Origin of the sequence: Nocardioides alkalitolerans (assembly GCA_038184435.1) — a bacterium.
Lineage (GTDB): Bacteria > Actinomycetota > Actinomycetes > Propionibacteriales > Nocardioidaceae > Nocardioides > Nocardioides alkalitolerans_A.
In genome coordinates, this window is sequence record CP116227.1 from 1296174 (window position 1) to 1320346 (window position 24173).

Annotated in this window: 26 protein-coding genes; 19 read left to right on the plus strand and 7 right to left on the minus strand. The window is 73.4% G+C overall.

The genetic code is table 11. The features are described from left to right. Window positions 1-27: 27 nt before the first annotated feature. The 9 genes from PIR53_06240 (at window position 28) to PIR53_06280 (ending at window position 7588) form a co-directional block, all read left to right on the plus strand. Window positions 28-762 (plus strand): helix-turn-helix domain-containing protein, encoded by a 735-nt coding sequence (locus PIR53_06240; GenBank protein ID WZH53591.1) that lies wholly within the window; start codon window positions 28-30, stop codon window positions 760-762. Beyond that, complete coding sequence (gene sufB, locus PIR53_06245; protein ID WZH53592.1) at window positions 759-2186, plus strand: Fe-S cluster assembly protein SufB; 1428 nt, start codon at window positions 759-761, stop codon at window positions 2184-2186. The genes PIR53_06240 and sufB overlap by 4 nt, the downstream gene beginning before the upstream one ends. Before the next feature lie 67 nt (window positions 2187-2253). Then, on the plus strand, window positions 2254-3435 hold the full coding sequence (sufD, locus tag PIR53_06250; GenBank protein ID WZH53593.1) for a Fe-S cluster assembly protein SufD: 1182 nt from the start codon (window positions 2254-2256) through the stop codon (window positions 3433-3435). A 3-nt stretch (window positions 3436-3438) separates the two neighbouring features. Then, complete coding sequence (locus PIR53_06255) at window positions 3439-3777, plus strand: non-heme iron oxygenase ferredoxin subunit (GenBank protein WZH53594.1); 339 nt, start codon at window positions 3439-3441, stop codon at window positions 3775-3777. Between the two features lie 57 nt (window positions 3778-3834). Next, the gene (gene sufC, locus PIR53_06260; protein WZH53595.1) at window positions 3835-4593 is read left to right on the plus strand and encodes a Fe-S cluster assembly ATPase SufC; all 759 of its coding nucleotides are present in this window, start codon (window positions 3835-3837) and stop codon (window positions 4591-4593) included. Window positions 4594-4646: 53 nt separating this feature from the next. Continuing rightward, window positions 4647-5927: a cysteine desulfurase gene (locus tag PIR53_06265; protein ID WZH53596.1), complete on the plus strand. Its 1281-nt coding sequence runs from the start codon at window positions 4647-4649 to the stop codon at window positions 5925-5927. Further along, window positions 5924-6391: an SUF system NifU family Fe-S cluster assembly protein gene (locus PIR53_06270; GenBank protein ID WZH53597.1), complete on the plus strand. Its 468-nt coding sequence runs from the start codon at window positions 5924-5926 to the stop codon at window positions 6389-6391. Before PIR53_06265 ends, PIR53_06270 begins: the two co-directional genes overlap by 4 nt. 212 nt (window positions 6392-6603) lie before the next feature. Continuing rightward, window positions 6604-6954 carry a metal-sulfur cluster assembly factor gene (locus tag PIR53_06275; protein ID WZH54409.1) on the plus strand — a complete coding sequence of 117 codons (351 nt, stop codon included), beginning with the start codon at window positions 6604-6606 and terminating at the stop codon, window positions 6952-6954. Window positions 6955-6964: 10 nt separating this feature from the next. Continuing rightward, the gene (locus tag PIR53_06280) at window positions 6965-7588 is read left to right on the plus strand and encodes an acVLRF1 family peptidyl-tRNA hydrolase (GenBank protein WZH53598.1); all 624 of its coding nucleotides are present in this window, start codon (window positions 6965-6967) and stop codon (window positions 7586-7588) included. 38 nt (window positions 7589-7626) lie between these two features. Here the strand turns inward: PIR53_06280 and PIR53_06285 are convergent, their stop codons facing one another. Beyond that, window positions 7627-8721 (minus strand): hypothetical protein, encoded by a 1095-nt coding sequence (locus PIR53_06285; GenBank protein WZH53599.1) that lies wholly within the window; start codon window positions 8719-8721, stop codon window positions 7627-7629. An 83-nt stretch (window positions 8722-8804) separates the two neighbouring features. Between PIR53_06285 and PIR53_06290 the strand changes: the two genes are divergently transcribed. Beyond that, window positions 8805-9707, plus strand: a complete 903-nt coding sequence (locus PIR53_06290) for a phosphotransferase (GenBank protein WZH53600.1) — start codon at window positions 8805-8807, stop codon at window positions 9705-9707. Window positions 9708-9772: 65 nt separating this feature from the next. Next, window positions 9773-11371, plus strand: a complete 1599-nt coding sequence (locus PIR53_06295; protein ID WZH53601.1) for an ABC-F family ATP-binding cassette domain-containing protein — start codon at window positions 9773-9775, stop codon at window positions 11369-11371. Between the two features lie 46 nt (window positions 11372-11417). On the opposite strand, the gene PIR53_06300 is transcribed toward PIR53_06295, so the two are convergent. After that, the gene (locus PIR53_06300; GenBank protein ID WZH53602.1) at window positions 11418-12965 is read right to left on the minus strand and encodes an adenylate/guanylate cyclase domain-containing protein; all 1548 of its coding nucleotides are present in this window, start codon (window positions 12963-12965) and stop codon (window positions 11418-11420) included. Between the two features lie 82 nt (window positions 12966-13047). Here PIR53_06300 and PIR53_06305 point away from each other — a divergent pair, with 82 nt between their 5' ends. Further along, entirely contained in the window at window positions 13048-14934 is a 1887-nt protein-coding gene (locus PIR53_06305) for an ABC transporter ATP-binding protein (protein ID WZH53603.1), read from the plus strand. 27 nt (window positions 14935-14961) lie between these two features. Here the strand turns inward: PIR53_06305 and PIR53_06310 are convergent, their stop codons facing one another. Beyond that, window positions 14962-15816, minus strand: coding sequence for an SURF1 family protein (locus PIR53_06310; GenBank protein ID WZH53604.1), 855 nt, complete (start codon window positions 15814-15816; stop codon window positions 14962-14964). 56 nt (window positions 15817-15872) lie between these two features. Here PIR53_06310 and moaA point away from each other — a divergent pair, with 56 nt between their 5' ends. After that, window positions 15873-16928 carry a GTP 3',8-cyclase MoaA gene (moaA, locus tag PIR53_06315; GenBank protein WZH53605.1) on the plus strand — a complete coding sequence of 352 codons (1056 nt, stop codon included), beginning with the start codon at window positions 15873-15875 and terminating at the stop codon, window positions 16926-16928. Between the two features lie 36 nt (window positions 16929-16964). On the opposite strand, the gene PIR53_06320 is transcribed toward moaA, so the two are convergent. Together PIR53_06320 and PIR53_06325 are read right to left on the minus strand one after the other, a co-directional pair. Next, a complete protein-coding gene (locus PIR53_06320) occupies window positions 16965-17210 on the minus strand; it encodes a hypothetical protein (GenBank protein ID WZH54410.1) in 246 nt (81 codons plus the stop codon). Window positions 17211-17224: 14 nt separating this feature from the next. Next, complete coding sequence (locus tag PIR53_06325) at window positions 17225-17581, minus strand: DUF3099 domain-containing protein (GenBank protein ID WZH53606.1); 357 nt, start codon at window positions 17579-17581, stop codon at window positions 17225-17227. 87 nt (window positions 17582-17668) lie between these two features. Here PIR53_06325 and PIR53_06330 point away from each other — a divergent pair, with 87 nt between their 5' ends. The 4 genes from PIR53_06330 (at window position 17669) to PIR53_06345 (ending at window position 20343) form a co-directional block, all read left to right on the plus strand. Beyond that, on the plus strand, window positions 17669-17881 hold the full coding sequence (locus tag PIR53_06330; protein ID WZH53607.1) for a dodecin family protein: 213 nt from the start codon (window positions 17669-17671) through the stop codon (window positions 17879-17881). A 110-nt stretch (window positions 17882-17991) separates the two neighbouring features. Then, window positions 17992-18723, plus strand: coding sequence for a 3-oxoacyl-[acyl-carrier-protein] reductase (gene fabG / locus PIR53_06335; protein ID WZH53608.1), 732 nt, complete (start codon window positions 17992-17994; stop codon window positions 18721-18723). 79 nt (window positions 18724-18802) lie between these two features. After that, entirely contained in the window at window positions 18803-19573 is a 771-nt protein-coding gene (fabI, locus tag PIR53_06340; protein WZH53609.1) for an enoyl-ACP reductase FabI, read from the plus strand. A gap of 227 nt (window positions 19574-19800) precedes the next feature. After that, window positions 19801-20343 carry a histidine phosphatase family protein gene (locus PIR53_06345; GenBank protein WZH53610.1) on the plus strand — a complete coding sequence of 181 codons (543 nt, stop codon included), beginning with the start codon at window positions 19801-19803 and terminating at the stop codon, window positions 20341-20343. Between the two features lie 43 nt (window positions 20344-20386). Here the strand turns inward: PIR53_06345 and serB are convergent, their stop codons facing one another. Both serB and PIR53_06355 read right to left on the minus strand, forming a co-directional pair. Further along, on the minus strand, window positions 20387-21721 hold the full coding sequence (serB, locus tag PIR53_06350) for a phosphoserine phosphatase SerB (protein ID WZH53611.1): 1335 nt from the start codon (window positions 21719-21721) through the stop codon (window positions 20387-20389). A 45-nt stretch (window positions 21722-21766) separates the two neighbouring features. Next, on the minus strand, window positions 21767-22498 hold the full coding sequence (locus tag PIR53_06355) for a hypothetical protein (GenBank protein ID WZH53612.1): 732 nt from the start codon (window positions 22496-22498) through the stop codon (window positions 21767-21769). A gap of 52 nt (window positions 22499-22550) precedes the next feature. Here PIR53_06355 and PIR53_06360 point away from each other — a divergent pair, with 52 nt between their 5' ends. After that, on the plus strand, window positions 22551-23348 hold the full coding sequence (locus PIR53_06360) for an ABC transporter ATP-binding protein (GenBank protein WZH53613.1): 798 nt from the start codon (window positions 22551-22553) through the stop codon (window positions 23346-23348). 46 nt (window positions 23349-23394) lie between these two features. Next, entirely contained in the window at window positions 23395-24150 is a 756-nt protein-coding gene (locus tag PIR53_06365) for a sulfite exporter TauE/SafE family protein (GenBank protein ID WZH54411.1), read from the plus strand. Window positions 24151-24173: the final 23 nt, after the last annotated feature.

Below are 24173 nucleotides of genomic sequence, written 5' to 3' on the forward strand. Positions count from 1 at the left end.
GAATAACGTCACACTGGCGTAGTGGAAATGCTGCGAGGCGCTTCGGTCGTCGGTCCCCCCGGGTCCGACGACTCCGACGCACCCACCCGCGCGCGCGTGGTCCGCAGCATCCTCGAGGCCGGCCCGTCGACGGCGGCGCAGCTCGCCGAGCGGCTGGACCTCACGCCCGCGGCCGTGCGCCGCCACCTCGACCAGCTCGTCGAGGACGGGAGCGTCGAGGTGCGCCAGCAGCGTCCCGGAGGTTCCCGGGGCCGTGGCCGCCCGGCGCGGGTCTTCCACCTGACCGACGCGGGCCGCCAGCAGTTCGACCAGCAGTACGACGACCTGGCCGTGCAGGCCCTGCGCTTCCTGGCCGAGACCCAGGGCGACGACGCCGTGCTCGACTTCGCCCGCCGGCGCGTCGCCTTCATCGGCCGCGACTTCGGCGCGGTCAGCGAGGCGCACCCGGAGCTGTCGCCCGCCGAGGTGCTCGCCCGCGTGCTCACGCAGGAGGGGTACGCCGCGAGCGTGCGCGCCTCGCCCGTCGGCGACCAGCTGTGCCAGCAGCACTGCCCGATCTCCCACGTCGCCGCCGAGTTCCCCCAGCTGTGCGAGGCGGAGACCGAGGCCATCAGCCAGGTGCTGGGGCGGCACGTCCAGCGCCTCGCGACCATCGCGCACGGCGACGGGGTGTGCACGACCTGCATCCCCGACCTCCCGACCATCCGTGACACCGACCTGATCGACCGTCCGACCCCCGACGAGAACGGAGCGTCCGCATGACGTCCACCCCGAGCATCGACGAGCTCAACCCCGGCCTCGAGGGCATCGGCCGGTACGAGTTCGGCTGGTCCGACTCCGACGCCGCCGGCGCTGCCGCGCAGCGCGGCCTCAACGAGGACGTCGTGCGCGACATCTCCTCCAAGAAGAGCGAGCCCGGGTGGATGCTGGACCTCCGCCTCAAGGGCCTCAAGCTGTTCGACCGCAAGCCGATGCCCACCTGGGGCTCCGACCTCGGCGGGATCGACTTCGACAACATCAAGTACTTCGTGCGGTCCTCCGAGAAGCAGGCCACCAGCTGGGAGGAGCTGCCGGAGGACATCAAGAACACGTACGACAAGCTCGGCATCCCCGAGGCCGAGAAGCAGCGTCTGGTCGCCGGCGTCGCCGCGCAGTACGAGTCGGAGGTCGTCTACCACTCGATCCGTGAGGACCTCGAGGAGAAGGGCGTCATCTTCGTCGACACCGACACGGCGCTGAAGGAGCACGAGGAGCTCTTCAAGGAGTACTTCGGCACCGTCATCCCCGTCGGCGACAACAAGTTCTCCGCGCTCAACACCTCGGTGTGGTCCGGCGGCTCGTTCATCTACGTGCCCAAGGGCGTCCACGTCGACATCCCGCTCCAGGCCTACTTCCGGATCAACACGGAGAACATGGGCCAGTTCGAGCGCACGCTGATCATCGCCGACGAGGACTCGTACGTGCACTACGTCGAGGGCTGCACGGCGCCGATCTACTCCTCCGACTCGCTGCACTCCGCGGTCGTCGAGATCGTCGTGAAGAAGGGCGCCCGCGTCCGCTACACGACCATCCAGAACTGGTCGAACAACGTCTACAACCTCGTCACGAAGCGCGCCACGTGCGAGGCCGGCGCGACCATGGAGTGGGTCGACGGCAACATCGGCTCCAAGGTGACGATGAAGTACCCGGCCGTCTACCTCATGGGCGAGCACGCCAAGGGCGAGACGCTGTCCATCGCGTTCGCGGGCGAGGGCCAGCACCAGGACGCCGGCGCCAAGATGGTGCACGCCGCGCCCCACACGTCCTCCTCGATCCTCTCGAAGTCCGTCGCCCGCGGTGGCGGCCGCACGTCGTACCGCGGCCTCATCCAGGTGAACGAGGGCGCGCACGGCTCCAAGTCGAACGTGCTCTGCGACGCGCTCCTCGTCGACCAGATCAGCCGGTCCGACACCTACCCCTACGTCGACATCCGCGAGGACGACGTGTCGATGGGCCACGAGGCGTCGGTGTCGAAGGTCTCCGAGGACCAGCTGTTCTACCTGATGAGCCGCGGGCTCGCCGAGGACGAGGCGATGGCGATGATCGTGCGCGGTTTCGTCGAGCCGATCGCGAAGGAGCTCCCGATGGAGTACGCGCTCGAGCTCAACCGCCTCATCGAGCTGCAGATGGAGGGCGCCGTCGGCTGACCCGGCTCCGCAGCCGCAGCCGCCGCACCCGCGCCGTACCGATCCCGAGGAAAGACGAAGAGACGAAGTGACTGTCATCGACGAGACGCCCGCCGCCGCCCAGGCCCTGGAGACCGGCAAGGTGTCGAGCCACCTCCACCCGGAGCCGGGCTACGACCTGGAGCTGCACCCGGCACCGACGGGTCGCGAGGAGATCTGGCGCTTCACGCCGCTCAAGCGGCTCCGGGGCCTGCTCGACGACCAGGCCTCCGACGCCCACCTGGCGTGGAGCACCCAGCTCCCCGCCGGCGTGACGCTGACCCCCATCACGGGGGAGGAGGCCCGCGAGCTCGACGAGTTCCTCCCGTTCGACCGTCTGGCGGCGCTCGCGGTCGCCCACGCGGGCGGGGCGATGCTGCTCGACATCCCGGCCGAGGCCGAGCTGGACGAGCCCGTGCGCATCGACCTCGAGGGCACGGGTCTCGACGAGGTCGTGTGGGGTCAGCTCGTCGTGCGGGTCGGTCGCTTCGCGCGCGCCACCGTCGTCATCGAGCACCGGGGCCAGGCGCGCTACAGCCACGCCACCACGGTGCTCGTCGGCGACGGCGCGCAGCTCGACCTCGTCACGCTCAACGACTGGAGCGACGACTCGGTGCACGCCGGCCAGGTGGGCATCCGCGTCGGACGCGACGCCCGCGTCCGCGCCAGCGAGTTCACGATCGGCGGCGACCTGGTGCGCACGTCGACGAACGTGGAGTACGCCGGGCCCGGTGGCGACGCGGAGCTGCTCGGCCTCTACTTCGTGGACGCCGGCCAGCACATCGAGCACCGCCTCTTCGTCGACCACACCGCGCCCAAGACCAAGAGCAACGTGGTCTACAAGGGCGCGCTGCAGGGCGAGGGCGCCCGCGCGGTGTGGATCGGCAACGTCCTCATCCGCAAGGTCGCCGAGGGCATCGAGACCTACGAGGAGAACCGCAACCTCGTGCTCACCGACGGCTGCCAGGCCGACTCGGTGCCGAACCTCGAGATCGAGACCGGCGAGATCGAGGGCGCGGGCCACGCGTCGGCGATCGGCCGCTTCGACGACGAGCAGCTCTTCTACCTCCGCTCGCGCGGGATCGAGGAGTCCGAGGCCCGCCGCCTCGTCGTGCACGGGTTCTTCAACGACCTGATCCGCCGCGTCGGCGTGCCCGAGCTCGAGGAGCGGCTGCGCGCGGTCGTCGAGGCCGAGCTCGAGCGCCACGTCCTCACCGACGGTCGGGCCTGACCCGTGGCGTTCGAGCGCGCCTGCGCCGCCGCCGACGTCCCCGCCGACACGGCCGTCGCCGTGAAGGTGGGGTCGCTGGAGGTCGCCGTCGCTCGTGACGGCGAGACCTTCTACGCCCTCGAGGACCTCTGCAGCCACGCCGCGGTCGCTCTCTCCGAGGGCGAGGTGAGCGACTGCCGCATCGAGTGCTGGCTGCACGGCTCGGAGTTCGACCTCCGCACGGGGGAGCCCTCGGGGCTGCCCGCCACGGAGCCCGTCGCGACCTTCCCGGTCGAGGTGCGCGGCGACGACGTGTATGTCGACGTCACGACCACCCTCAACGGAGTGCGCCCGAGCGGCTGAGCCGCCGGGCGCCCACCCCCACCGACTTCCACCCCACGCTGGAGAACGAGAGAGAACATGAGCACGCTGGAGATCAAGGACCTGCACGTCTCGGTGACCACCGAGGACGGCCCCAAGGAGATCCTCAAGGGCGTCACGCTGACCATCAAGGACGGCGAGACGCACGCGATCATGGGCCCCAACGGCTCGGGCAAGTCCACGCTCGCCTACTCGATCGCGGGACACCCCAAGTACGAGGTCACGGGCGGCACCGTCACGCTCGACGGCGAGGACGTGCTCGCGATGAGCGTCGACGAGCGGGCCCGCGCCGGCCTCTTCCTCGCGATGCAGTACCCCGTCGAGGTGCCCGGCGTGTCCGTGGCCAACTTCCTCCGCACGGCCAAGACCGCCATCGACGGCGAGGCGCCCAAGCTGCGCACGTGGGTGAAGGACGTCAACACCGCGCTCGGCGCCAACGGCCTCGACGCGTCCTTCTCCCAGCGCTCGGTCAACGAGGGCTTCTCCGGCGGCGAGAAGAAGCGCCACGAGATCGCGCAGCTCAACCTGCTGCAGCCGAAGGTCGCGGTGCTCGACGAGACCGACTCCGGCCTCGACATCGACGCGCTCAAGGTCGTCTCCGAGGGCGTCAACACGTTCGCGAAGGACGGCGACAAGGCCGTCCTTCTGATCACGCACTACACGCGCATCCTGCGCTACATCAAGCCGGACTTCGTGCACGTGTTCGTGGCCGGCAAGGTCGCCGAGTCCGGCGGCGCCGAGCTCGCCGACCAGCTCGAGGCCGAGGGCTACGACAAGTACCTCACCGCGGCCGTCTGAGGCCGCACGCCTCGTACGCCGCCGCGTCATCCCGTCCGTCTGAAAGGAACACCATGTCGATCGCTGGTCTGCTGCCCCAGCTCGAGGTGGTCCGCAAGGACTTCCCGATCCTCGAGCGCACGCTCGCGGGCGGGATGCCGCTGGTCTACCTCGACAGCGCCAACACCTCGCAGAAGCCGCAGTGCGTGATCGACACGATGGTCGACCACCTCGAGCGCCACAACGCCAACGTCGCCCGCGCCATGCACCAGCTCGGTGCGGAGTCGTCGGAGGCGTTCGAGGCCGCCCGCGACAAGGTGGCGGCGTTCATCGGCGCCCCGTCCCGGGACGAGGTCATCTTCACGAAGAACGCCTCCGAGGCGCTCAACCTCGTGGCGAACACCCTCGCGTGGGCCCGGGGCGACCTGGCGCTCGGTGAGGGCGACGTCGTCGTCACCACCGAGATGGAGCACCACTCCAACATCGTGCCGTGGCAGCTGCTCACGCAGCGGACCGGCGCCACGCTGCGCTGGTTCGGCCTCACCGACGACGGCCACCTCGACCTGTCGAACATCGATGAGCTGATCACCGAGCGCACGAAGGTCGTCACCTTCACCTGGGTGTCCAACATGCTCGGCACCGTCAACCCGGTCGCGGAGATCACCCGCCGCGCCCACGAGGTCGGTGCCCTCGTGGTCGTCGACGCCTCCCAGGCCGCCCCCCAGCTGCCGATCGACCTGGCCGCGATGCCCGCCGAGGAGCGCCCCGACCTGCTGGCCTTCACCGGTCACAAGGTCGTCGGTCCGACGGGGATCGGCGTGCTGTGGGGCAGCCGGGCCGTCCTCGACGAGCTGCCGCCGTTCCTCGGTGGTGGCGAGATGATCGCGACGGTGGCGATGGAGCGCTCGACGTACGCCGGCATCCCCCACAAGTTCGAGGCCGGCACCCCGCCGATCGTCGAGGCCGTCGGGCTCGGCGCGGCGGTCGACTACCTGTCGGACCTCGGGATGCAGCACGTGCACGCGCACGAGCAGGCCATCACGGCGTACGCGCTGGAGGGACTGGCCACGATCCCCGGCCTCACGGTGCTGGGCCCGCTCGACGCCGCCCAGCGGGGCGGGGCGATCAGCTTCGAGATCGACGGCGTGCACCCGCACGACGTCGCGCAGGTGCTCGACTCCCGCGGCGTGGCCGTGCGCGCCGGTCACCACTGCGCGAAGCCGGCCCACGCCCGCTTCGGGGTGCAGAGCTCGACCCGGATGTCGTCGTACCTCTACACGACGCCCGGCGAGATCGACGCGCTCGTCGAGGCGCTGGAATACACCCGCTCCTACTTCCGGTTGGGTGACTCGTGACCGCACAGGACCTGGACGCGCTGTACCAGGAGATCATCCTCGACCACTACAAGAACCCGCACCACAAGGGGCTCCGGGACCCGCACGAGGCCGAGGTGCACCACGTGAACCCGACCTGCGGCGACGAGATCACGCTGCGGGTCCACCTCACCGGTGAGCCGGGCGCGGAGACCGTGGCCGACGTGTCCTACGACTCCCTGGGCTGCTCCATCTCCCAGGCCTCGGCCTCGGTGATGACCGACCTCGTCATCGGGCGTCCCGTGGCGGAGGCGCTCGAGGTGCACGAGACGTTCCTGACCCTCATGCAGGGCAAGGGACAGGTGGAGCCCGACGAGGACGTGCTGGAGGACGGCATCGCGTTCGCCGGTGTCGCCAAGTTCCCGGCGCGCGTGAAGTGCGCCCTGCTGTCGTGGATGGCCTGGAAGGACGCGACGGCCCGAGTCATGGAGGAGAACAGCAAGTGACCGAGCAGACCACCGACCAGACCACGGGCGGCCAGACCGCCCCCACCACCGACGGTCCGGTGACCGGCGAGGTCACCGACGGCGACACCGTGCCCAACGCGGGCGAGGCGCCGGTGACGGACCACGGCGCCCACGACCACCACGACCACAGTGGCCACGACCACGCGCACCACGGGCACGGGCACGGTCACGACCACGGCGACCTCCCCGACGTGCCCGAGGCGTCGGGCGGCGTCTCTTCGAGCCGCTCCGCGACCGTGTCCCTCGACGACGTCGAGGAGGCCATGAAGGACGTCGTGGACCCCGAGCTCGGCATCAACGTCGTCGACCTCGGCCTGGTCTACGGCATCCACGTGGACGAGGACTCCAACGCCGTCATCGACATGACCCTGACCTCGGCGGCGTGCCCCCTCACCGACGTGATCAGCGACCAGACGTCGACGGCGCTCGAGGGCATCGTCAACGACGTCGCCATCAACTGGGTCTGGATGCCGCCGTGGGGTCCCGACAAGATCACCGACGACGGCCGCGACCAGCTGCGCGCCCTCGGCTTCAACGTCTGAGCACCGCCCCGTGACGCCGCCGGCCGTGGTCCACGTGCCGGCGGCGCGCTGGGAGCGCTGGGTCGCGAACTTCGGCGCCCGTCATCCCGGCACGACGCTCGCCGTCGTCGACGGTGCGCTCGTGGGCACGTCCACCGACGGCTCGGGCTTCGAGGCCCGGTTGCCGTTCGCCGCGTCGTACTCCGGAGCGCCCGACCCCGCAGCCTTTCTCGCCGTCCGCGTGCTGCCCGAGCGCTGGGGGGTGCTGCTGGTCCGCAAGGGCGGGTACGCCGTGGCGCGGCTCGCGGGGGAGACCACCGTCGCGAGCAAGGTGGGCAGCCGGCACGTGCAGGGTCGCACCAAGGCCGGTGGGCAGAGCCAGCAGCGCTTCGCGCGCCGACGCGCGAACCAGGCGCAGGCCGCCTACGACGCGGCCGCCGACCACGCGCACCGCGTCTGGGGCCCTGGGCGGATCCTCGTGGTCGCCGGTGGCGATCGCGCGGCGGTCACCGACGTGCTCGAGGACCGACGTCTCGAGGTGGTGACGGTGGACCCGTTCCTCGACGTTCCCGACCCGCGGCGGTCCGTGCTCGAGCAGGCCGTCGCCGACGCGTCCGCCCTGCAGGTCCGGGTGGAGAACGCCCCGGGCACCTGACGGCCCCCGGGTGCCGCCGAGGTCCCCGGCCGACGCCGTCAGCGGTGGCTGACGAGGGGCGCCCGCCGGTCGAGCACGGTCCACGCCGTCCGCACCGGCGCGTCGCCGGTCATGCGGAGCGTGACGGTCAGGACGGCGCCGTCGACCTCCGTGCCCGTCACCTCGAGCGGAGCCCCGTCCGGGTCGTCGGCGAGCACGTCGGCGACCGCGTCCGCGTTCTCCTCGGCAGAGGCGGCGTCGTCGTGCGCGTAGGCCACGACGACCTGTGCGTCGCCCTCCTGACCCGTGAGCCCCATCGCCACCGCGTCGAACGACGCCGGCAGCGACCGCTCGCCGCCGTCGAACCGGCCGACGACGACGCGGGCGGCGTAGACGTCGTGGGCGTCGAGGGCCTCGGCCAGGTCGAGCGCGGGCTCGCTGCCCCGGTCACCGGCCAGGGCGAGCGCCAGGTCCGGCTCGCTCAGCGACGCCGTCAGGCGGTCGCCGTCGACGTCGAGGTGCAGCGGCTGGCCCAACCGGCGCACCGGCGACGCCGCCGACGGGTCGGCGGTGAAGTCCTCGCCCTCGCCCACCTTCCAGCGACCGCCCTCGGCGTCGGCCTCCCCGTCGTACGTCGCCGCCAGGTGCTCGACGTCGATCGTGCCCTCGACGACCGACGTCCGCGCCGGCGGTGACGCGAGCTCGCCGAACCAGCGCGCGCCGCCCAGCCACGTGCCGATCTCGTCGGCGACGGCCGGCTGGTCGAGCGAGCTCGCGCCGCCGAGCACCTGCGGCACCTCGAGACCGAGGTCCGTCCCCCCGCCCAGCCCCGCGAGGCCCTGGACCCAGGCCGCGAGACCGGCCTCGTCGGCGGGATCCGTGGGGCGCTCGAGGCCGCCGAGCTCGGTGGCCCGGTCCAGGTCGCCGACGCTGATCTGGAACTCGTCGTGAGCCGTCGTGGGCAGGGCCGCGACCGCCGTCCACACGAGGCCCTCGTCCTGACGCCCGTCGGCGCCGCCGCGACCCTCGGTCCCGCCGTCGCCGCCGCCATCGCCGGCGCTCGGGCCGCACGCGGTCAGGGCTCCACCGAGCAGCACGACGCTCACGGCGAGGGTCGCGAGGGCACGGACAGGACGTCGGTCACGAGCGGGCATGGGACGCGGCGTACCCGGGTCTGCCGACGCAAAACCCGCGTCGCTGCGCGGATCTCGGCGCCCGACCTGCCAGACTCCGGACCATGTGGCGCCCCGACGACGGGTGGGAGCCGTTGCCCGGCGGGCGCGGCACCTCGACCGGTGGCGTGTGGCTGGACCCCTCGGGCGCGACGCCCACCGTGGTCAAGCGGCTGCTCGCGCCGGTCCCGGGCGACCCCGCGGAGCTCTCCGACACCACGCACCCGGCGTGGTGGAAGCGGCCCGCGGCCGTCGCCCTGCGGGGGCTCGTCGACGGGACGGCCGGGGTCCGCGGCGTACCGGTGCTCGACGTCGCGGAGGACGGCGAGGGCATCACGATGCGGTTCGCGTACGCCGCGGGGGAGCGCCTGCCCGGCCTGTTCCTCGCCAGCCGCCTCGGCGCGTTCGCCGGGAACGCCGTACCTGACGTCCCGTGGCTGGCGCGCGACCAGCTGCGCTCCCGTCTCGGTCGCGTCGCGTGGCGCGGCGGGTGGCGCACGCTGGCCCGCACGAGCATCGCCGACGCGGCCGACCGGCTCTGGCACCGCCGGGGCAGCCTCCTGGACCGGCTGGACGCGCTGCCGCAGGTGCTCCAGCACGGCGACCCCGTGCCCGCGAACTTCACCGCGCGGGTCGACGACGCGGTTCTGGCCCTCGACTGGGGCAGTCTCGGCACCGGACCCGTCGGCGGTGACCTCGGCTACGTGGCGCTGACGGTGCCGGAGTCGCTGGAGGTGCTGCTCGACGCGTACGTCACGGCGCTGCCGCCCGGGCTGGCCGGTCCCGAGGACGCGCTGCTGGGTGCCCGGGTCACCGCGGTCTACACGGCCCTCAACCGCGCGGAGTGGGCGCTCGCGCGGGTCGCCGACGGCGAGGGCGCCCTCGCCGGCAAGTTCCGGCACCCGAGCGTGCTGCCGCACCTGCGCACCCTCCAGCGCCAGTTCGCGCACCTGGAGGCGCTGCTCTAGCGGTGCCGTCCACCCAGGCTCGCGATGCGGGCGCGGGCGCCGCCGCGCCGTAGAGTGCGGCAACGATGATCACCGCACAGAACCTCGAAGTCCGTGCGGGTGCCCGGCTTCTGATGGAGAACGTCTCGTTCCGCGTCGCCGCCGGCGACAAGATCGGCCTCGTGGGCCGCAACGGCGCGGGCAAGACCACGATGACCAAGATCCTCGCCGGTGAGGCGCTGCCCGCCAGCGGCTCGGTGCACCGCTCGGGCGACGTCGGCTACCTCCCGCAGGACCCCCGCGTCGGCGACCCCGAGGTGCTCGCCCGCGACCGCATCCTGTCCGCCCGGGGCCTCGACGACGTGGTGCGCCGCCTGCGCGACGCCGAGGCCCAGATGGGCGCCGACGACCCGGCCGTGGCCGAGCGCGCGATGAAGCGCTGGGCCCGGGCGGACGCGGAGCTGCACGCGGGTGGCGGGTATGCCGCGGAGGCGGAGGCCGCGACCATCGCGGCCAGCCTGGGCATCCCCGACCGGATCCTCGGCCAGCAGCTGAAGACGCTCTCGGGCGGCCAGCGCCGCCGCGTGGAGCTGGCGCGCATCCTCTTCTCCGGCGCCGACGTGCTCATCCTCGACGAGCCCACCAACCACCTCGACGCCGACTCGATCGTGTGGCTGCGCGACTTCCTCAAGGCGCACCGCGGCGGGTTCATCGTGATCAGCCACGACAACGACCTGCTCGCGGACACGGTCAACAAGGTGTTCCACCTCGACGCGAACCGCTGCGTCATCGACGTCTACAACATGGGCTGGAAGCACTACCTGACCCAGCGCGAGACGGACGAGAAGCGCCGCAAGCGGGAGCGGATGAACGCCGAGAACAAGGCGAAGACGCTCACCGACCAGGCCAACAAGATGCGCGCGAAGGCGTCGAAGGCGCAGGCCGCCCAGTCGATGCTCAAGCGGGCCGAGAAGATGATGGCCGGCGTCGAGGGAGAGCGGGCCGCCGAGAAGGTCGCCAAGATCAAGTTCCCCTCGCCCGCCCCGTGCGGCAAGACCCCGCTGACCGCGGAGGGCCTGTCTCGCACGTACGGCGCGCTCGAGGTGTTCACCGGCGTCGACCTGGCCATCGACAAGGGCTCCCGCGTCGTCATCCTCGGCCTCAACGGCGCCGGCAAGACGACCATGCTCCGCATCCTCGCGGGCGTCGACGCACCCGACACCGGCAAGGTCGTGCCGGGACACGGCCTGAAGATCGGCTACTACGCGCAGGAGCACGAGACGCTCGACACCGGGCGCACCGTGCTCGAGAACATGCAGAGCGCGGCGCCGCAGCTCACCGACACCGAGGCGCGCACCGTGCTGGGCTCGTTCCTCTTCTCCGGCGAGGACGCGCACAAGCCGGCGGGCGTGCTCTCCGGCGGCGAGAAGACCCGGCTCGCGCTCGCCTCCCTCGTGGTCTCGAGCGCCAACGTGCTGCTCCTCGACGAGCCGACGAACAACCTCGACCCGGCGTCCCGCGAGGAGGTGCTCGATGCGATCCGTCGCTACGAGGGCGCCATCATCCTCGTGACCCACGACGAGGGGGCGGTGCTCGCGCTCGAGCCCGACCGGGTGCTCATCCTCCCGGACGGCGTCGAGGACCTCTGGAACGCCTCCTACGCCGAGCTGGTCTCGCTGGCCTGACCCGTTTCCCTCGCTCCCACCCTCCGGGGTACGGGGGGAGGACGGCCTAGCGCGGGACCGCCAGGCCCGTCGGCTCCGCGCGCCCGCGCAGGACCTCCTCGCCGTCGGCGCGCCAGTGCGCCGCCTCGTCCTCGTCCGCGGCGGCCATGGAGGACTCCGCCGCCAGCACCAGGCCGGGGCGCTTCTTGGCGAGCTCGGTGAGCCGGGCCGCGGAGTTCACGGCGTCGCCGATGACCGTGTACTCGAAGCGCCGCTCGTCGCCGACGTTGCCCGCGACCGCCTCCCCGGTGGCGACACCGACGCCCGCCCGGATCTCCGGGACCTCCTCCGCGAGCCGTACGGCGATGGCACGGGCCGCCCGGAGCGCGGCCGTGGCGTGGTCGTCGCGGGGGACCGGCGCACCGAAGACCGCGAGCACCGCGTCGCCCATGAACTTGTTGACGAGCCCGCCGGCGCGGTCGACCTCGTCGACCACCACCGCGCAGAACCGGTTGAGGACGGTGACGACGTCATGGGGCTCGAGCCGGGTGGCCATCGCGGTCGAGCCCATGAGGTCCACGAAGAGCACCGAGACGACGCGGGTCTCGCCCCCCAGCTCGACGTCGGCGCTGACGGCGGCGGCGGCCACCTCCTGACCGACGTGGCGCCCGAACAGGTCGCGGATGCGCTCGCGCTCCCGCAGGCCGGCGGCCATCCGGTTGAAGCCGCTCTGCAGGTGACCGATCTCGGTGGCGTCGTAGACCGGGATGACGACGTCGAGCCGCCCCTCCTCGACGGCGGCGAGCGCGTGCCGCACGGAGGCGATCGGCGCCACGATCGACCGTGAGGTCAGGCCGATGATCATGTAGCCGAAGAGGAGCACCACGCCGCCCAGCACGAGGCACAGCACCGCGAGCCGGGTCAGGTCGACCTGGTCGTCGCCGGCCAGGGCGAGGATCCCGCAGAGCATGAGCACCGCGACGGGCACGGCGGTGCCGAGCACCCAGAAGACGATGAGGCGGCGGTGGACCCCCGAGGTGCGCCCCACGGGCGGCGGTCCCTGCACGAGGGCGCGCGCGGTGATGGGCCGCAGGATGAACTCGGTCCAGAGGTAGGAGATCGCGCAGACGAGCACCCCGGCCAGCGTCACGGCGATGCCCTCGGTCAGCGCCAGCTCCGGCTGCAGCCACACGGCGAGCGAGGTGAAGAGCGCGACGCCCCCCGCCCAGAGGACACCCTGGCGCACCAGGGCGAGGCGCGGCGCCCGGAGCGTGGCGCGCACCTCCTCCTCCCGGGGCGGCCGGTCCTCCCGCGCCCAGGTGAGCACGCGCAGCAGCGCCCGCGTGATGGTGAGGACGCCGGCGACGGCCGCGGCCGCGACGTACACGGGGACCGCGATCGCGTGGGCGAGCCAGTAGGCGCCGGAGACGGGCTGTGACGGGCGCACGAGCAGGAGCACCGCCGCGACGACGACGGCGCCGATCAGGTTGGCGACGAGCAGCACGGCGGTGAGCAGGAGCTGCACGCGCACCCGCAGCGACCGGACGCTCTGGTCGGGGCGGCCGAGGAGGCGCGACCCGTACGCCGCGGCAGCGACGGACGGCTCGGTGCTCACGGTCCGCATCGTAGGGTCAGGAGCGGTAGCGGTGAGCGGGAACACGCGACGCGCCGCGACGGTTGGGAGGGTCATGTCAGGCATGTCGGGGATGGGCGCGTCGTGGCGGCACCTGCGCACCGACCGCTCCGCGGTGTCGACGAAGGTCGACCGCGTCGTCGTACGGCGCGTGCTGGGCGCCGCCCGGCCCCACCGGCGCGTGCTCGGCTGGTTCGGCGGCGTCACCGTGCTCGACGCCCTCCTCGTGGTGGTCACCCCGCTGCTCGTCCAGCGCCTCGTGGACGACGGCATCGTCGCCCGCGACCTGCGGGTCGTGGGGGTGGTCGCCGGCCTCATGGCGCTCACCGCGATCGTGGACGCGGTCCTCGGCGTGCTCGGCGGGTGGCTGTCGGCGCGGCTGGGCGAGGGGCTCATCTACGACCTGCGGCGCCAGGTGTTCGCCCACGTGCAGCGCCAGGGCCTGGCGTTCTTCACCCGCACCCAGACCGGCGCCCTCGTCTCCCGGTTGAACAACGACGTCGTCGGGGCGCAGAAGGCCTTCACCAGCGTGCTCTCCAGCGCCGTGTCGAACACGGTCGCCGTCCTGGTCGTGGGCATCACCATGGTGGCGCTCAGCTGGCAGGTGACGCTGCTGTGCCTGCTCATGTTCCCGCTGCTCTTCGGGGTGTCGCGCTGGGTGGGAGCGCGGCTGGCCGGCCTGACGCGGCGGCAGATGGACGGCAACGCCGACCTCGGCAACATGATGACCGAGCGCTTCAACGTGGGCGGAGCGATGCTGCTCAAGCTGTTCGGCCGCCGCCCGGAGGAGGACGCGCTCTTCGCCGGCAAGGCGGAGGTCGTGCGGGACCTCGGCGTGCGGATCGCGCTCCTGACCCGTCTGTTCGCGGCCACGATGATGCTCGTGCCGGCGATGGCGACCGCGCTGGTCTACGGCGTGGGCGGCTACCTCGTGGTCCGGGGCGAGCTGACGCTCGGCACGCTCCTGGCGCTGGCCACGCTGCTGCTCCGCCTGCTCGGCCCGCTGCAGGGTCTCTCCAACGTGCGCGTGGACGTCATGACGGCGCTCGTCAGCTTCGAGCGCGTCTTCGAGGTGCTCGACCTGCCGGCCAGCGTCCCCGAGCGTGCCGACGCCGTGCCGCTACCGCGGCACGACGGTGCGGGCGGCATCCGGCTCGAGCTCGACCGCGTCTCGTTCGCCTACCCCAACGCGGCCGGCACGACCCTGGCCTCGTTGGAGACCGTCTCCTCGCCCGACCGCAACGGCGGCGGCCAGGTGCTCCACGACGTGACGTTCGTGGCCGAGGCGGGCGAGAAGGTCGCCCTCGTGGGCCCGTCGGGCGCGGGCAAGACGACGATCACCCACCTCGTCGCCCGCCTGTACGACGTCGACGCCGGCACGGTGCGGCTCGCCGGCCACGACGTGCGCAGCCTGACCCTCGACTCGCTCGAGGACGCCGTGGGCTACGTGACCCAGGACGCCCACCTCTTCCACGACACGATCGGCGCCAACCTGCGGTACGCCCGTCCGTCCGCCACCGACCCGGATATCTGGGCGGCGCTCGACGCCGCGCGCGTCGGCGACCTCGTGCGGTCGCTGCCGAGCGGGCTCGACACGGTGGTCGGCGACCGGGGCTACCGGCTGTCGGGCGGCGAGCGGCAGCGGCTCGCCATCGCGCGCCTGCTGCTGAAGGCCCCGCCCCTCGTCGTGCTCGACGAGGCGACGGCGCACCTCGACGGCGGCTCGGAGCAGGCGGTGCAGGAGGCGCTCGCGACCGCGCTCGAGGGACGCACGTCGCTCGTGATCGCCCACCGCCTCTCGACGGTGCGCGACGCCGACCAGATCCTCGTCGTGGACGGCGGCCGGATCGTGGAGAGCGGCACCCACACCGAGCTCCTGGTGCGCGACGGGCTCTACGCCCGGCTCCACGCCACCCAGCTGGTCGACGACGTGACGCCGGCCGGGGCCTGACCCCGCGGCGTACGTCGGGGGGCGGGCTCAGCCGCGGCGGCTCGCCTCGCGCTCGGCGCGGATGCGGGCCTGGGCCTCGGCCTGGAGCACCTCCTGGCGCTCGATGCGGGCGCGCTTCTCCGCCCGCAACCGGTCCCGGCGGGCCGGGCCGCCGCGGACCTCGTCGTACATGAGGTAGAAGAACCCGAAGACCGCCAGTGCGCCGAAGAACCACCACTGCAGGCCGTAGAAGAAGTGCGGGCCCTCGTCGAGCTCGGGGAGCGGGGGCGGCAGCAGCGGGTCCGTCGCCGCGGGCGTCTCCTCGGCGAGGTCGACGAACCCCCCGAGGAGGTCGAGGTCCAGCGCCTCCCCGATGGCGTCGGACGAGATCGCGCGGGTGGACTGCGTGTCCGTGACCTCGGTGCTGCGCCCCTCGGCGTCGCTCCGGGCGTAGCCGACGACCTCCACCTCACCGCTCGGCGGGGCCGGCAGCGCCTCGGGGTCGGAGCCCGCGAGGTCGCCGGAGTTCTCGGTCGCCATCCAGCCGCGGTCCACGAGCACGCTGGTGCCGTCGTCGAGCCGCAGGGGGACGACGACGTCGGCGCCCGGCTGACCGTCGCGGGTGCGGTAGCGCACGACGACCGTGTTCTCCACGTCGTAGGTGCCCGTCGCCGTCACGGCGGTCCACTCGTCCTCGGCCTCCACGTCGCCGCCGGTCGTCATGATCTGGCTGACGTCGACGGTGCGGCCCTCGTTGCGCTCGACGATCGCGTTGCGCTCGCGGCGGTCGTCGAGGCGGTGGAACTGCCACTGGCCGAGGAGGTACGCGACGTAGGTCAGCAGGACGACCGTGATGCCGAAGAGGATCCAGCGCCGGGAGAGCAGGAAGCGGAAGGAGCCCACCCGGAGAGGCTACTCGCCGACGTCGCGCCGCCCGGCAGGCGCCTATCCTGGGGTGCATGACCGACGTCGTCGACCTGCCGACCCCCGTGGCGCACGCGCGCCCGGGGTCGGAGCGCGGGCTCGTGGACCGGCACGGTCGGGTGGCGACGGACCTGCGGGTCTCCCTCACCGACCGCTGCAACCTCCGCTGCTCGTACTGCATGCCGCCCGAGGGCCTCGAGTGGCTGCCGGGGGAGGACGTGCTCACCGACGACGAGGTCGTCCGTCTCGTGACGATCGCCGCGGAGCACCTGGGGGTGCGGGAGGTGCGGTTCACGGGCGGCGAGCCGCTGGTGCGCCGCGGCCTCGTCGACATCGTCGGCCGGGTCCACCGGGCGGCTCCTGCCCTCGAGCTCTCGCTCACCACCAACGCCCTGGGCCTCGCCCGCACGGCGCCCGCGCTGGCCGCCGCCGGCCTGACCCGGGTCAACGTCAGCCTCGACAGCGTCCGACCGGAGTCCTACGCCGCGCTCACGCGCCGCGACCGGCTGCACGACGCGCTCGCCGGCATCGAGGCCGCGGCCGCCGCCGGGCTCAGCCCCGTCAAGATCAACGCGGTCCTGCTCCGCGGGGTCAACGACGGGGAGGCGCCCGAGCTGGTGCGGTGGGCGCTGGCCGCCGGGCACGAGCTGCGCTTCATCGAGCAGATGCCGCTGGACGCGCAGCACGGCTGGTCGCGGGACACGATGGTGACGGCCGACGAGATCCTCGCCGCCCTCGAGGCGGCCTTCGACGTGCGCCCCGACGAGGAGGTCCGGGGGAGCGCCCCGGCCGAGCGCTTCGTCGTCGACGCCGGGAACGGGCTCCGCGGGCGGGTGGGGGTCATCGCCTCCGTCACCCGACCGTTCTGCGGTGACTGCGACCGCGTGCGGCTGACGGCCGACGGCCAGGTGCGCAACTGCCTCTTCGCCCGCGGCGAGTCGGACCTGCGCGGAGCGCTCCGCGACGGCGCCACCGACGCGACGATCGCCGACCTGTGGCGCCGGGCGATGTGGCCCAAGGCTCCCGGGCACGGGATTGACGACCCGGCGTTCCTCCAGCCGGCGCGACCCATGTCGGCCATCGGGGGCTGACGGCCGCGTCCTCGCCACCAGCCCGGGGGCCGGTGGTCAGCCGTCCTCGGGGCCCAGGTCGCCCACGGCGACGGTGTCGCGCAGGAACCCGCGCGAGCCGAGGAAGTCGGCGAGCGTCGCCCGGTGCTCGTCGCAGGCGAGCCACACCTTGCGACGCTCCGGCGTGTGCAGCCGCGGGTTGTTCCAGCGGTGGGCCCAGACGGCGGGCGCCCGGCAGCCGCGCGACGAGCACAGGGGCGGCGCCCCGTCCTCCCCGGCGGCACCCTCGGGTCCGCCGCCCAGCCCGGCGAAGATGCTCACGCCGGGTCGCGCTCCTCGCGCGTCACCCAGTCACCGGCCTCGATGTGGATGGCCTGTCCGCCCGCGGGCAGCGCGGGGGCGTCCACCGCCTCGACCTCGAAGCCGTCGGAGCGTTGCGAGGTGACGTTGGCGGCGACGACGGCGAACCAGGGCAGGAACACCGCACCGGAGAGCAGCACCCACCGCAGCCAGCCCGGACCCACGGCGTACGCACCCACGACGCAGAGCGTGCGCACGGCCATCGCGAAGATGTAGCGCCGTTGACGGCTGTCGAGGCTCTCGTCGGGGGCGGTCTGCGCCGTGGTGATGCGCACGGGCTCGTCCTTGGACGAGGTACGGCGGAGCGACGGCATGCACCCCAGCGTACGTCGGTAGCATCACGACACCAGCGGACGCGGTGTGACCTGTCCGCGCCGATCGCACAGCCCTGAGGAGCACGCATGACGGACCGCACCTACCGCATCTCCGAGATCGTCGGGACCTCCCCGGAGGGCGTGGACCAGGCCATCCGCAACGGCATCGAGCGCGCGGGCAAGACGCTCCGCCACCTCGACTGGTTCGAGGTCACGCAGGTCCGCGGCCACGTCAAGGACGGGCAGGTCGACCACTTCCAGGTGTCGCTCAAGGTGGGCTTCCGGCTCGAGGACGAGTGACCCGCGGGCGCCCGCAGCGCCCGTCCGCACCCCCGGACCTCCCGGTCGCGCCTCGCGGTGCGGCCGGGAGGTTTTCGTCTACTTCCGGGTAAGCACTAGCGTCACGGCACGTGACCGACTCTGCCCAGAACGGCGCCCCCGGGCGCATCGTCCTCGTCACCGGCGGAAACCGCGGCATCGGCCGCGCCATCGCCGAGGCGTTCCTCGCCCAGGGCGACCGCGTCGCCGTGACGACCCGCAACGGCGGCGCTCCCGAGGGTGCCCTCGACGTGCGCTGCGACATCACCGACGCCGCGCAGGTCGACGCGGCCTTCGCCACCGTCGAGGCCGAGCTCGGCCCCGTCGAGGTGCTCGTGGCGAACGCCGGCATCACCAAGGACACGCTGCTGCTGCGCATGAGCGACGAGGACTGGTCGTCGGTCATCGACACCAACCTGACGGGCTCCTACCGCCTCGTGCGCCGCGCCGCCAAGGGCATGCTCAAGCAGCGCCGCGGCCGGATCGTGCTGGTCTCGTCCGTCGTCGGGCTGCTGGGCTCCGCCGGCCAGGTCAACTACGCGGCCTCGAAGTCGGGCCTGGTCGGCATGGCCCGCTCGATCGCCCGCGAGCTGGGCAGCCGCTCCATCACCGCCAACGTGGTGGCCCCCGGCTTCGTCGAGACCGACATGACCGAGGCGCTCAGCGACGAGCAGCGCGCCGCCATCAAGACCCAGGTGCCCCTCGGCCGCTACGCCCGCCCCGAGGAGGTCGCGGGCGCGGTGACGTGGTTGGCGAGCGAGCAGGCGGCCTACGTCACCGGCGCCGTCATCCCCGTCGACGGCGGCCTCGGCATGGGTCACTGACCCACCCGCACGACCCCTGGCACGACCGCACCTCACGACACCGCACGACACCGCACCGCAGACAGAAGGGCACGCACACATGGGCATCCTCGAGGGCAAGCGCATCCTGGTCGCCGGCGTCACGATGGACTCGTCCATCGGGTTCGCCACGGCCAAGGTGGCGCAGGAGCAGGGCGCGACCGTCCTCATCTCCAACTTCGGTCGCGCGCTCGGCATCACGCGGCGCATCGCGAAGCGGCTCCCCGTCGAGCCGCCGGTGCTGGAGCTCGACGTGACCGACCCCGAGCACCTCGCGGGTCTCGAGGCCCAGGTGCGCGAGCACGTCGACGGCCTCGACGGCGTCGTGCACTCCATCGCGTACGGCAACCCCGAGACGCTGCTCGGCGGCAAGTTCCTCGACGGCCCGTGGGACGACGTGGCGCAGGCGGTCCAGGTCTCGGCGTACTCGCTGAAGTCGCTCGCGACCGCGACCCGGCCGCTCCTCTCCCCGGGCTCGTCGATCGTGGGGCTCACCTTCGACGCGACCGTGGCGTGGCCGGCCTACGACTGGATGGGCGTGGCCAAGGCCGGCCTCGAGTCGGCGTCGCGCTACCTGGCGCGCGACCTCGGCCCCGAGGGCATCCGCGTGAACCTCGTGTCGGCGGGCCCGCTGAAGACGCTGGCCGCCAAGGCGATCCCCGGCTTCGAGCGGCTGGAGCAGACCTGGGAGGACCGTGCGCCCCTCGGGTGGGACAACGGCGACCAGGTGCCGACCGCCAAGGCCGTCGTGGCGCTGCTCTCGGACTTCTTCCCCGCGACCACGGGCGAGATCGTGCACGTCGACGGCGGCTTCCACGCCATGGGGGCCTGAGCGGGGCCCGAGCTCGACCGGAGGAGAGCGGCCCCGCACCCACGGGTGCGGGGCACCACACCTGGTGCAGCCCCTCCCTCCCAGTCGGGGCTGCCGGCATGGTGCCCCGGGAGGCTGAGCCTCCCTCCCATGAGAGCGCGCTCAGCGTAGCCCATCGGCCCAGGCCCGCACGGCCGATCGGCGGGTTGGGCGGACACGACGTGGACCGCGGTGGGACATTGGTCCCCGTGAGCGACTCGGAGCCCGTGGCGGCCCCCCCAGGCGTCCGCCGCCTCGTCGTCCTGCGGCACGGGAGCGCCACGGGCGCGGCCGCCAGCGACCACGAGCGGGACCTGACCGACCAGGGTCGCGCCGAGGCCGCCGGCGTGGGCCGCTGGCTGCGCACGGAGGGCCACCTGCCCGACCGCGCCCTGGTCTCGGACGCGCGTCGCACGCGGCGTACCTGGGAGGAGCTGGCGGCCGCCGCCGACCTCCTCGACGTGCCCGTCGAGCACGCGCCCGCGCTCTACAGCGCCGGGCCGGAGTCGGCCCTCGACCTCGTGCGCGCGACGGACGCGCGCGTCGGCACCCTGCTGCTGGTGGGCCACAACCCCACGGTCGCCTCCCTCGCGCACCTGCTGCACGACGGGCGGGGCAGCGAGCGCGCCGCCCTGCGGATGGCGCAGGGCTATCTGCCGGCGGCGGTCACCGTGCTCGCGGTGCCCGTGCCGTGGCGCGAGCTCGGGTGGGGCCTCGCCCGCCTCGTCGACTTCCGGCCGCCGCGCCCCTGACCGGCCGGTACGGCGCGGTTCATCCCGCGGTTCGGCCCGCGGTTCAGCCCGCGACCGGCGCGGGGGTCACGAGGCCGGCGGCCGCGTCGGCGGCCTCGACGTCCTCGCGCGAGATGCCGAGCAGGTAGATGATCGTGTCGAGGTAGGGCACGTTGACGGCGACCTCGGCGGCCTCCCGCACGGCGGGCTTGGCGTTGAACGCGATCCCGAGACCGGCGGCGCCGAGCATGTCGAGGTCGTTGGCGCCGTCGCCGACGGCGATGACGGACTCGACCGGGATGCCCACCTCGGCGGCGAACTGCCGCAGCGCCGTCGCCTTGCCCGCCCGGTCGACGACCGGGCCCACGATGCGTCCGGTGAGCCGGCCGTCGACGATCTCCAGCTCGTTCGCCCGGGCGAAGTCGATGCCGAGGTCGGCGGCCAGCCGGTCGGTGATCTGGCTGAAGCCGCCCGAGACGATCGCGAAGCGGTAGCCGAGCCGCTTCAGGGTGCGCACCATGGTGCGTGCACCCGGGGCCAGGCGGATGCCTGCGTAGACCTCGTCGAGCGCGGTCGCCTCGACGCCCGCGAGACGCGCCACGCGCTGGCGCAGGGACTCCTCGAAGTCGATCTCGCCGCGCATGGCGGCCTCGGTGACCGCCGCGACCTCGTCCTCGCAGCCGGCGTGGGCGGCCAGCATCTCGATGACCTCGCCCTGGATGAGCGTGGAGTCCACGTCCATGACGATGAGCCGCATGCTCCGGCGCAGGAGGTTGGCCGGCTGGACGGCGACGTCCACGCCCTGGCGGGCCGCCTCCGCCGCGAGCGAGAGCCGCAGCCGCTCGGGGTCGGCGCCCGAGACGTGGAGGTCGATGGCGGTCACGGGGTAGCGCGCCATCCGCTCGATGCGGTCGATGTTGGCGCCCGCGTCGGCGATGCGGCCCGTGATCTCGCCGAGCGCCTCGGCGCGCAGCGGTGCGCCGATGACGGACACGTGCACCCGGCCGGCGCCACGGCTGTGGTTGTCGCCGGTGCCCTGCTCGACCTCGACCTGCATGCCGACCTCGGTGGCGGCGCGGGTGACGTCGTCGCGGAGCCGGTCGACGTCGGCGGGGGCCTCGGGCGCGGTGACCAGGAGGCCGAGCACGAGGCGCCCGCGCAGCACGATCTGCTCGACGTCGAGCACGTCGACGCCCGCCCGCGCGAGCACGCTCAGCATCGACGTGGTGACACCGGGACGGTCCTTGCCCGTGACGGTCAGGAGGAGGGTCCGCTCGGCCCCGGGAGCTCCGGCGGGGAACGCCGCCCCCGGCGAGGGGCGGGGCGAGGCGTGGGGCTCGGGGTGGGCGGGACCGCCGTCCGTGGGACGGGGCTGGCTGGGGTCGGCGGGAGCGCTCATCGGGGGCGAGGCTACCGCTCGTGGAGGTCGGTCACGCGTCCAGCGTCAGGCGGGCGGCCAGACCTCGGGTGACGCCGCGGCGGTGAGTGCGTGGCGGGCGGCACGGGCCAGTCCCTGGACGGCGTCGCGGCGGGCGTCGATCTCGAACGCGGTGACGGCGGCGCCGTCGCTCTGCCCGGCCAGTGTCGCGACGCGCTGCAGGCGCAGCGCGCGGCCGGCGAGGTCCACGCAGCGGGCGGGCACGCCGGGCGGCGCCTCGAGGTCGCTGCCCACCCGCCGCAGGTCGAGGAGCTCGTCGGCGACCTCCGGCTGCCAACGGGCGACGTCGAGCCGGGCGAGCCCGTCGGCGGCTTCCACCAACGCCGACCGCAGGCCGCGGTCCGCGTCGCCCACGTCGGGCAGCGGTCGCCGGGCGACGCCGTGGGCGGTCCACTCGACCGCGGCACCGACGCCGGCCGGCGTCCACCCGACGCCGACCGCAGCTGCCACGACCGCCTCGCCGGCGTCGAGCGCCGCCGCGTTGAAGGCCGCCGGGCCCCCGAGGCCGACGAGGTCGCCCGCCACGGGGAAGGCGGCACCGATCTCCTGGGCGCCCGCGCTGCGCAGGAGGCCGAGGGCCTCGAGGAGGCTGGTCGACGGGCCGCCCTGCGCCGGGGCCACGACGTGGCGCACCGCGTGCTCGCCGAGGGCGTCGAGGAGGTCGTCGGCCGCGACGTACCCGCGCAGCCAGGCGGTGCCCCACCACGCGAGGGTGAGGGAGACGGGCTGGGATTCCACGGGGCGAGGGTACGGCGCGGGCCCGGCGCCCGACCTCGATAGGGTGCCGCTCATGACCGCTGTGCTCGAGCTCGCCGACGTGACGGTCCGACGGGGGGACGCGGTCCTGCTCGACCGGGTCACCTGGGTGGTCTCCGAGGGAGAACGCTGGGTGCTGCTCGGCCCCAACGGGGCCGGGAAGACCACGCTCCTCCAGATCGCCGCCGCGCAGCTGCACCCCACCTCGGGCGCCGTCGGTCTGCTCGGCGAGCTCCTCGGCACCGTGGACGTCTTCGAGCTGCGGCCCCGGATCGGTGTGGCCAGCGCTGCCGTCGCCGAGCGGATCCCCCGCGGGGAGACGGTCCGCGACCTGGTGCTCACCGCGGCGTACGCCGTGGTCGGGCGGTGGAAGGAGTCCTACGACGAGCCCGACCACGCCCGCGCCGACGCGCTGCTGCGGGAGATGAGCGTCGAGCACCTCGCCGACCGCACCTTCGGCACGCTCAGCGAGGGCGAGCGCAAGCGCGTCCAGATCGCGCGGTCGCTCATGACCGACCCCGAGCTCCTCCTGCTCGACGAGCCGGGCGCCGGCCTCGATCTCGGCGGCCGCGAGGACCTCGTGAGCACGCTGTCGGTGCTCGCCTACGACCCGGACTCGCCCGCGACGGTGCTGGTGTCCCACCACGTCGAGGAGATCCCGCCGGGCTTCACGCACGCCCTGCTGCTCCGCGAGGGCCGCGTGACCGCGGCCGGACCGATCGCGGAGACCCTCACCGAGGCGAACCTCTCGGCCACGTTCGACACCCCGCTCACCGTCCGCCTCGAGGACGGTCGCTGGTCGGCCCGCCGGCGCTCGCGCCGCCAGGCCTGAGCCGCGTGAGCACCTGGTGAGCGGCTTCGACCCCTCCTGGGCGGAGATGGCGGCGATCCTCGCCGCCGGGGGAGCGGCGGGCGCCATCAACACGGTGGTCGGCTCGGGCACCCTCGTCACGTTCCCGACGCTGCTGGCGTTCGGCGTGCCGCCGATCGTGGCCAACGCCTCGAACACGATCGGTCTCGTGCCCGGGTCGCTGTCGGGGGCGTGGGGCTACCGCCGCGAGCTGGCCGGCCAGCGCGCCCGGATCCTGCGCTTCGCCAGCGCCTCCGCGCTCGGCGGCGTCCTCGGCGCGGTCCTGCTGTTCGCCCTGCCGGACGGCGCGTTCGCCGCGATCGTCCCGGTGCTCATCGTGCTCGGCCTGGTGCTGGTCGTCACCGGTCCCCGGATCTCGGCGGCCATCGCCCGCCGTCGCGAGGAGCGGGGCCTGGGGGAGCGCCCCGCGCACGGACCGTGGTGGCTCTGGCCGGTCATCGCGCTGTGCGGGGTCTACGGCGGCTACTTCGGCGCTGCCCAGGGCATCATCATGATGGCCTTCCTCGGGATCGGCCTCGACGAGACGCTCCAGCGGCTCAACGCCATGAAGAACCTGCTCGTCGCCCTCGTCAACGGCATCGCCGGCGTGCTGTTCGCCGTCTTCGTCGACGTCGACTGGCTCGTCGTCCTGCTCGTCGGCATCGGCGCCGTCGTCGGCGCCCAGGTCGGGGCACGGTACGGGCGTCGCCTGCCCGACGGCGTGCTCCGCGGGATCATCGTGGTGGTCGGCGTCGTCGCGCTCGGGGTCTTCCTGGCCGGCTGACGCCCGACGCACGAGGGGCCCCT

Bases quoted from the DNA above. Each gene is read 5' to 3' on its own strand.
- PIR53_06360 (WZH53613.1), top strand. From the start codon at position 22,551: ATGACCGCTGTGCTCGAGCTCGCCGACGTGACGGTCCGACGGGGGGAC.
- fabI (WZH53609.1), top strand. From the start codon at position 18,803: ATGGGCATCCTCGAGGGCAAGCGCATCCTGGTCGCCGGCGTCACGATG.
- PIR53_06305 (WZH53603.1), top strand. From the start codon at position 13,048: ATGTCGGGGATGGGCGCGTCGTGGCGGCACCTGCGCACCGACCGCTCC.
- PIR53_06240 (WZH53591.1), top strand. From the start codon at position 28: ATGCTGCGAGGCGCTTCGGTCGTCGGTCCCCCCGGGTCCGACGACTCC.
- PIR53_06325 (WZH53606.1), bottom strand. From the start codon at position 17,581: ATGCCGTCGCTCCGCCGTACCTCGTCCAAGGACGAGCCCGTGCGCATC.
- serB (WZH53611.1), bottom strand. From the start codon at position 21,721: ATGAGCGCTCCCGCCGACCCCAGCCAGCCCCGTCCCACGGACGGCGGT.
- sufC (WZH53595.1), top strand. From the start codon at position 3,835: ATGAGCACGCTGGAGATCAAGGACCTGCACGTCTCGGTGACCACCGAG.
- moaA (WZH53605.1), top strand. From the start codon at position 15,873: ATGACCGACGTCGTCGACCTGCCGACCCCCGTGGCGCACGCGCGCCCG.
- PIR53_06330 (WZH53607.1), top strand. From the start codon at position 17,669: ATGACGGACCGCACCTACCGCATCTCCGAGATCGTCGGGACCTCCCCG.
- PIR53_06285 (WZH53599.1), bottom strand. From the start codon at position 8,721: ATGCCCGCTCGTGACCGACGTCCTGTCCGTGCCCTCGCGACCCTCGCC.
- PIR53_06265 (WZH53596.1), top strand. From the start codon at position 4,647: ATGTCGATCGCTGGTCTGCTGCCCCAGCTCGAGGTGGTCCGCAAGGAC.
- sufB (WZH53592.1), top strand. From the start codon at position 759: ATGACGTCCACCCCGAGCATCGACGAGCTCAACCCCGGCCTCGAGGGC.
- PIR53_06295 (WZH53601.1), top strand. From the start codon at position 9,773: ATGATCACCGCACAGAACCTCGAAGTCCGTGCGGGTGCCCGGCTTCTG.
- PIR53_06365 (WZH54411.1), top strand. From the start codon at position 23,395: ATGGCGGCGATCCTCGCCGCCGGGGGAGCGGCGGGCGCCATCAACACG.
- PIR53_06290 (WZH53600.1), top strand. From the start codon at position 8,805: ATGTGGCGCCCCGACGACGGGTGGGAGCCGTTGCCCGGCGGGCGCGGC.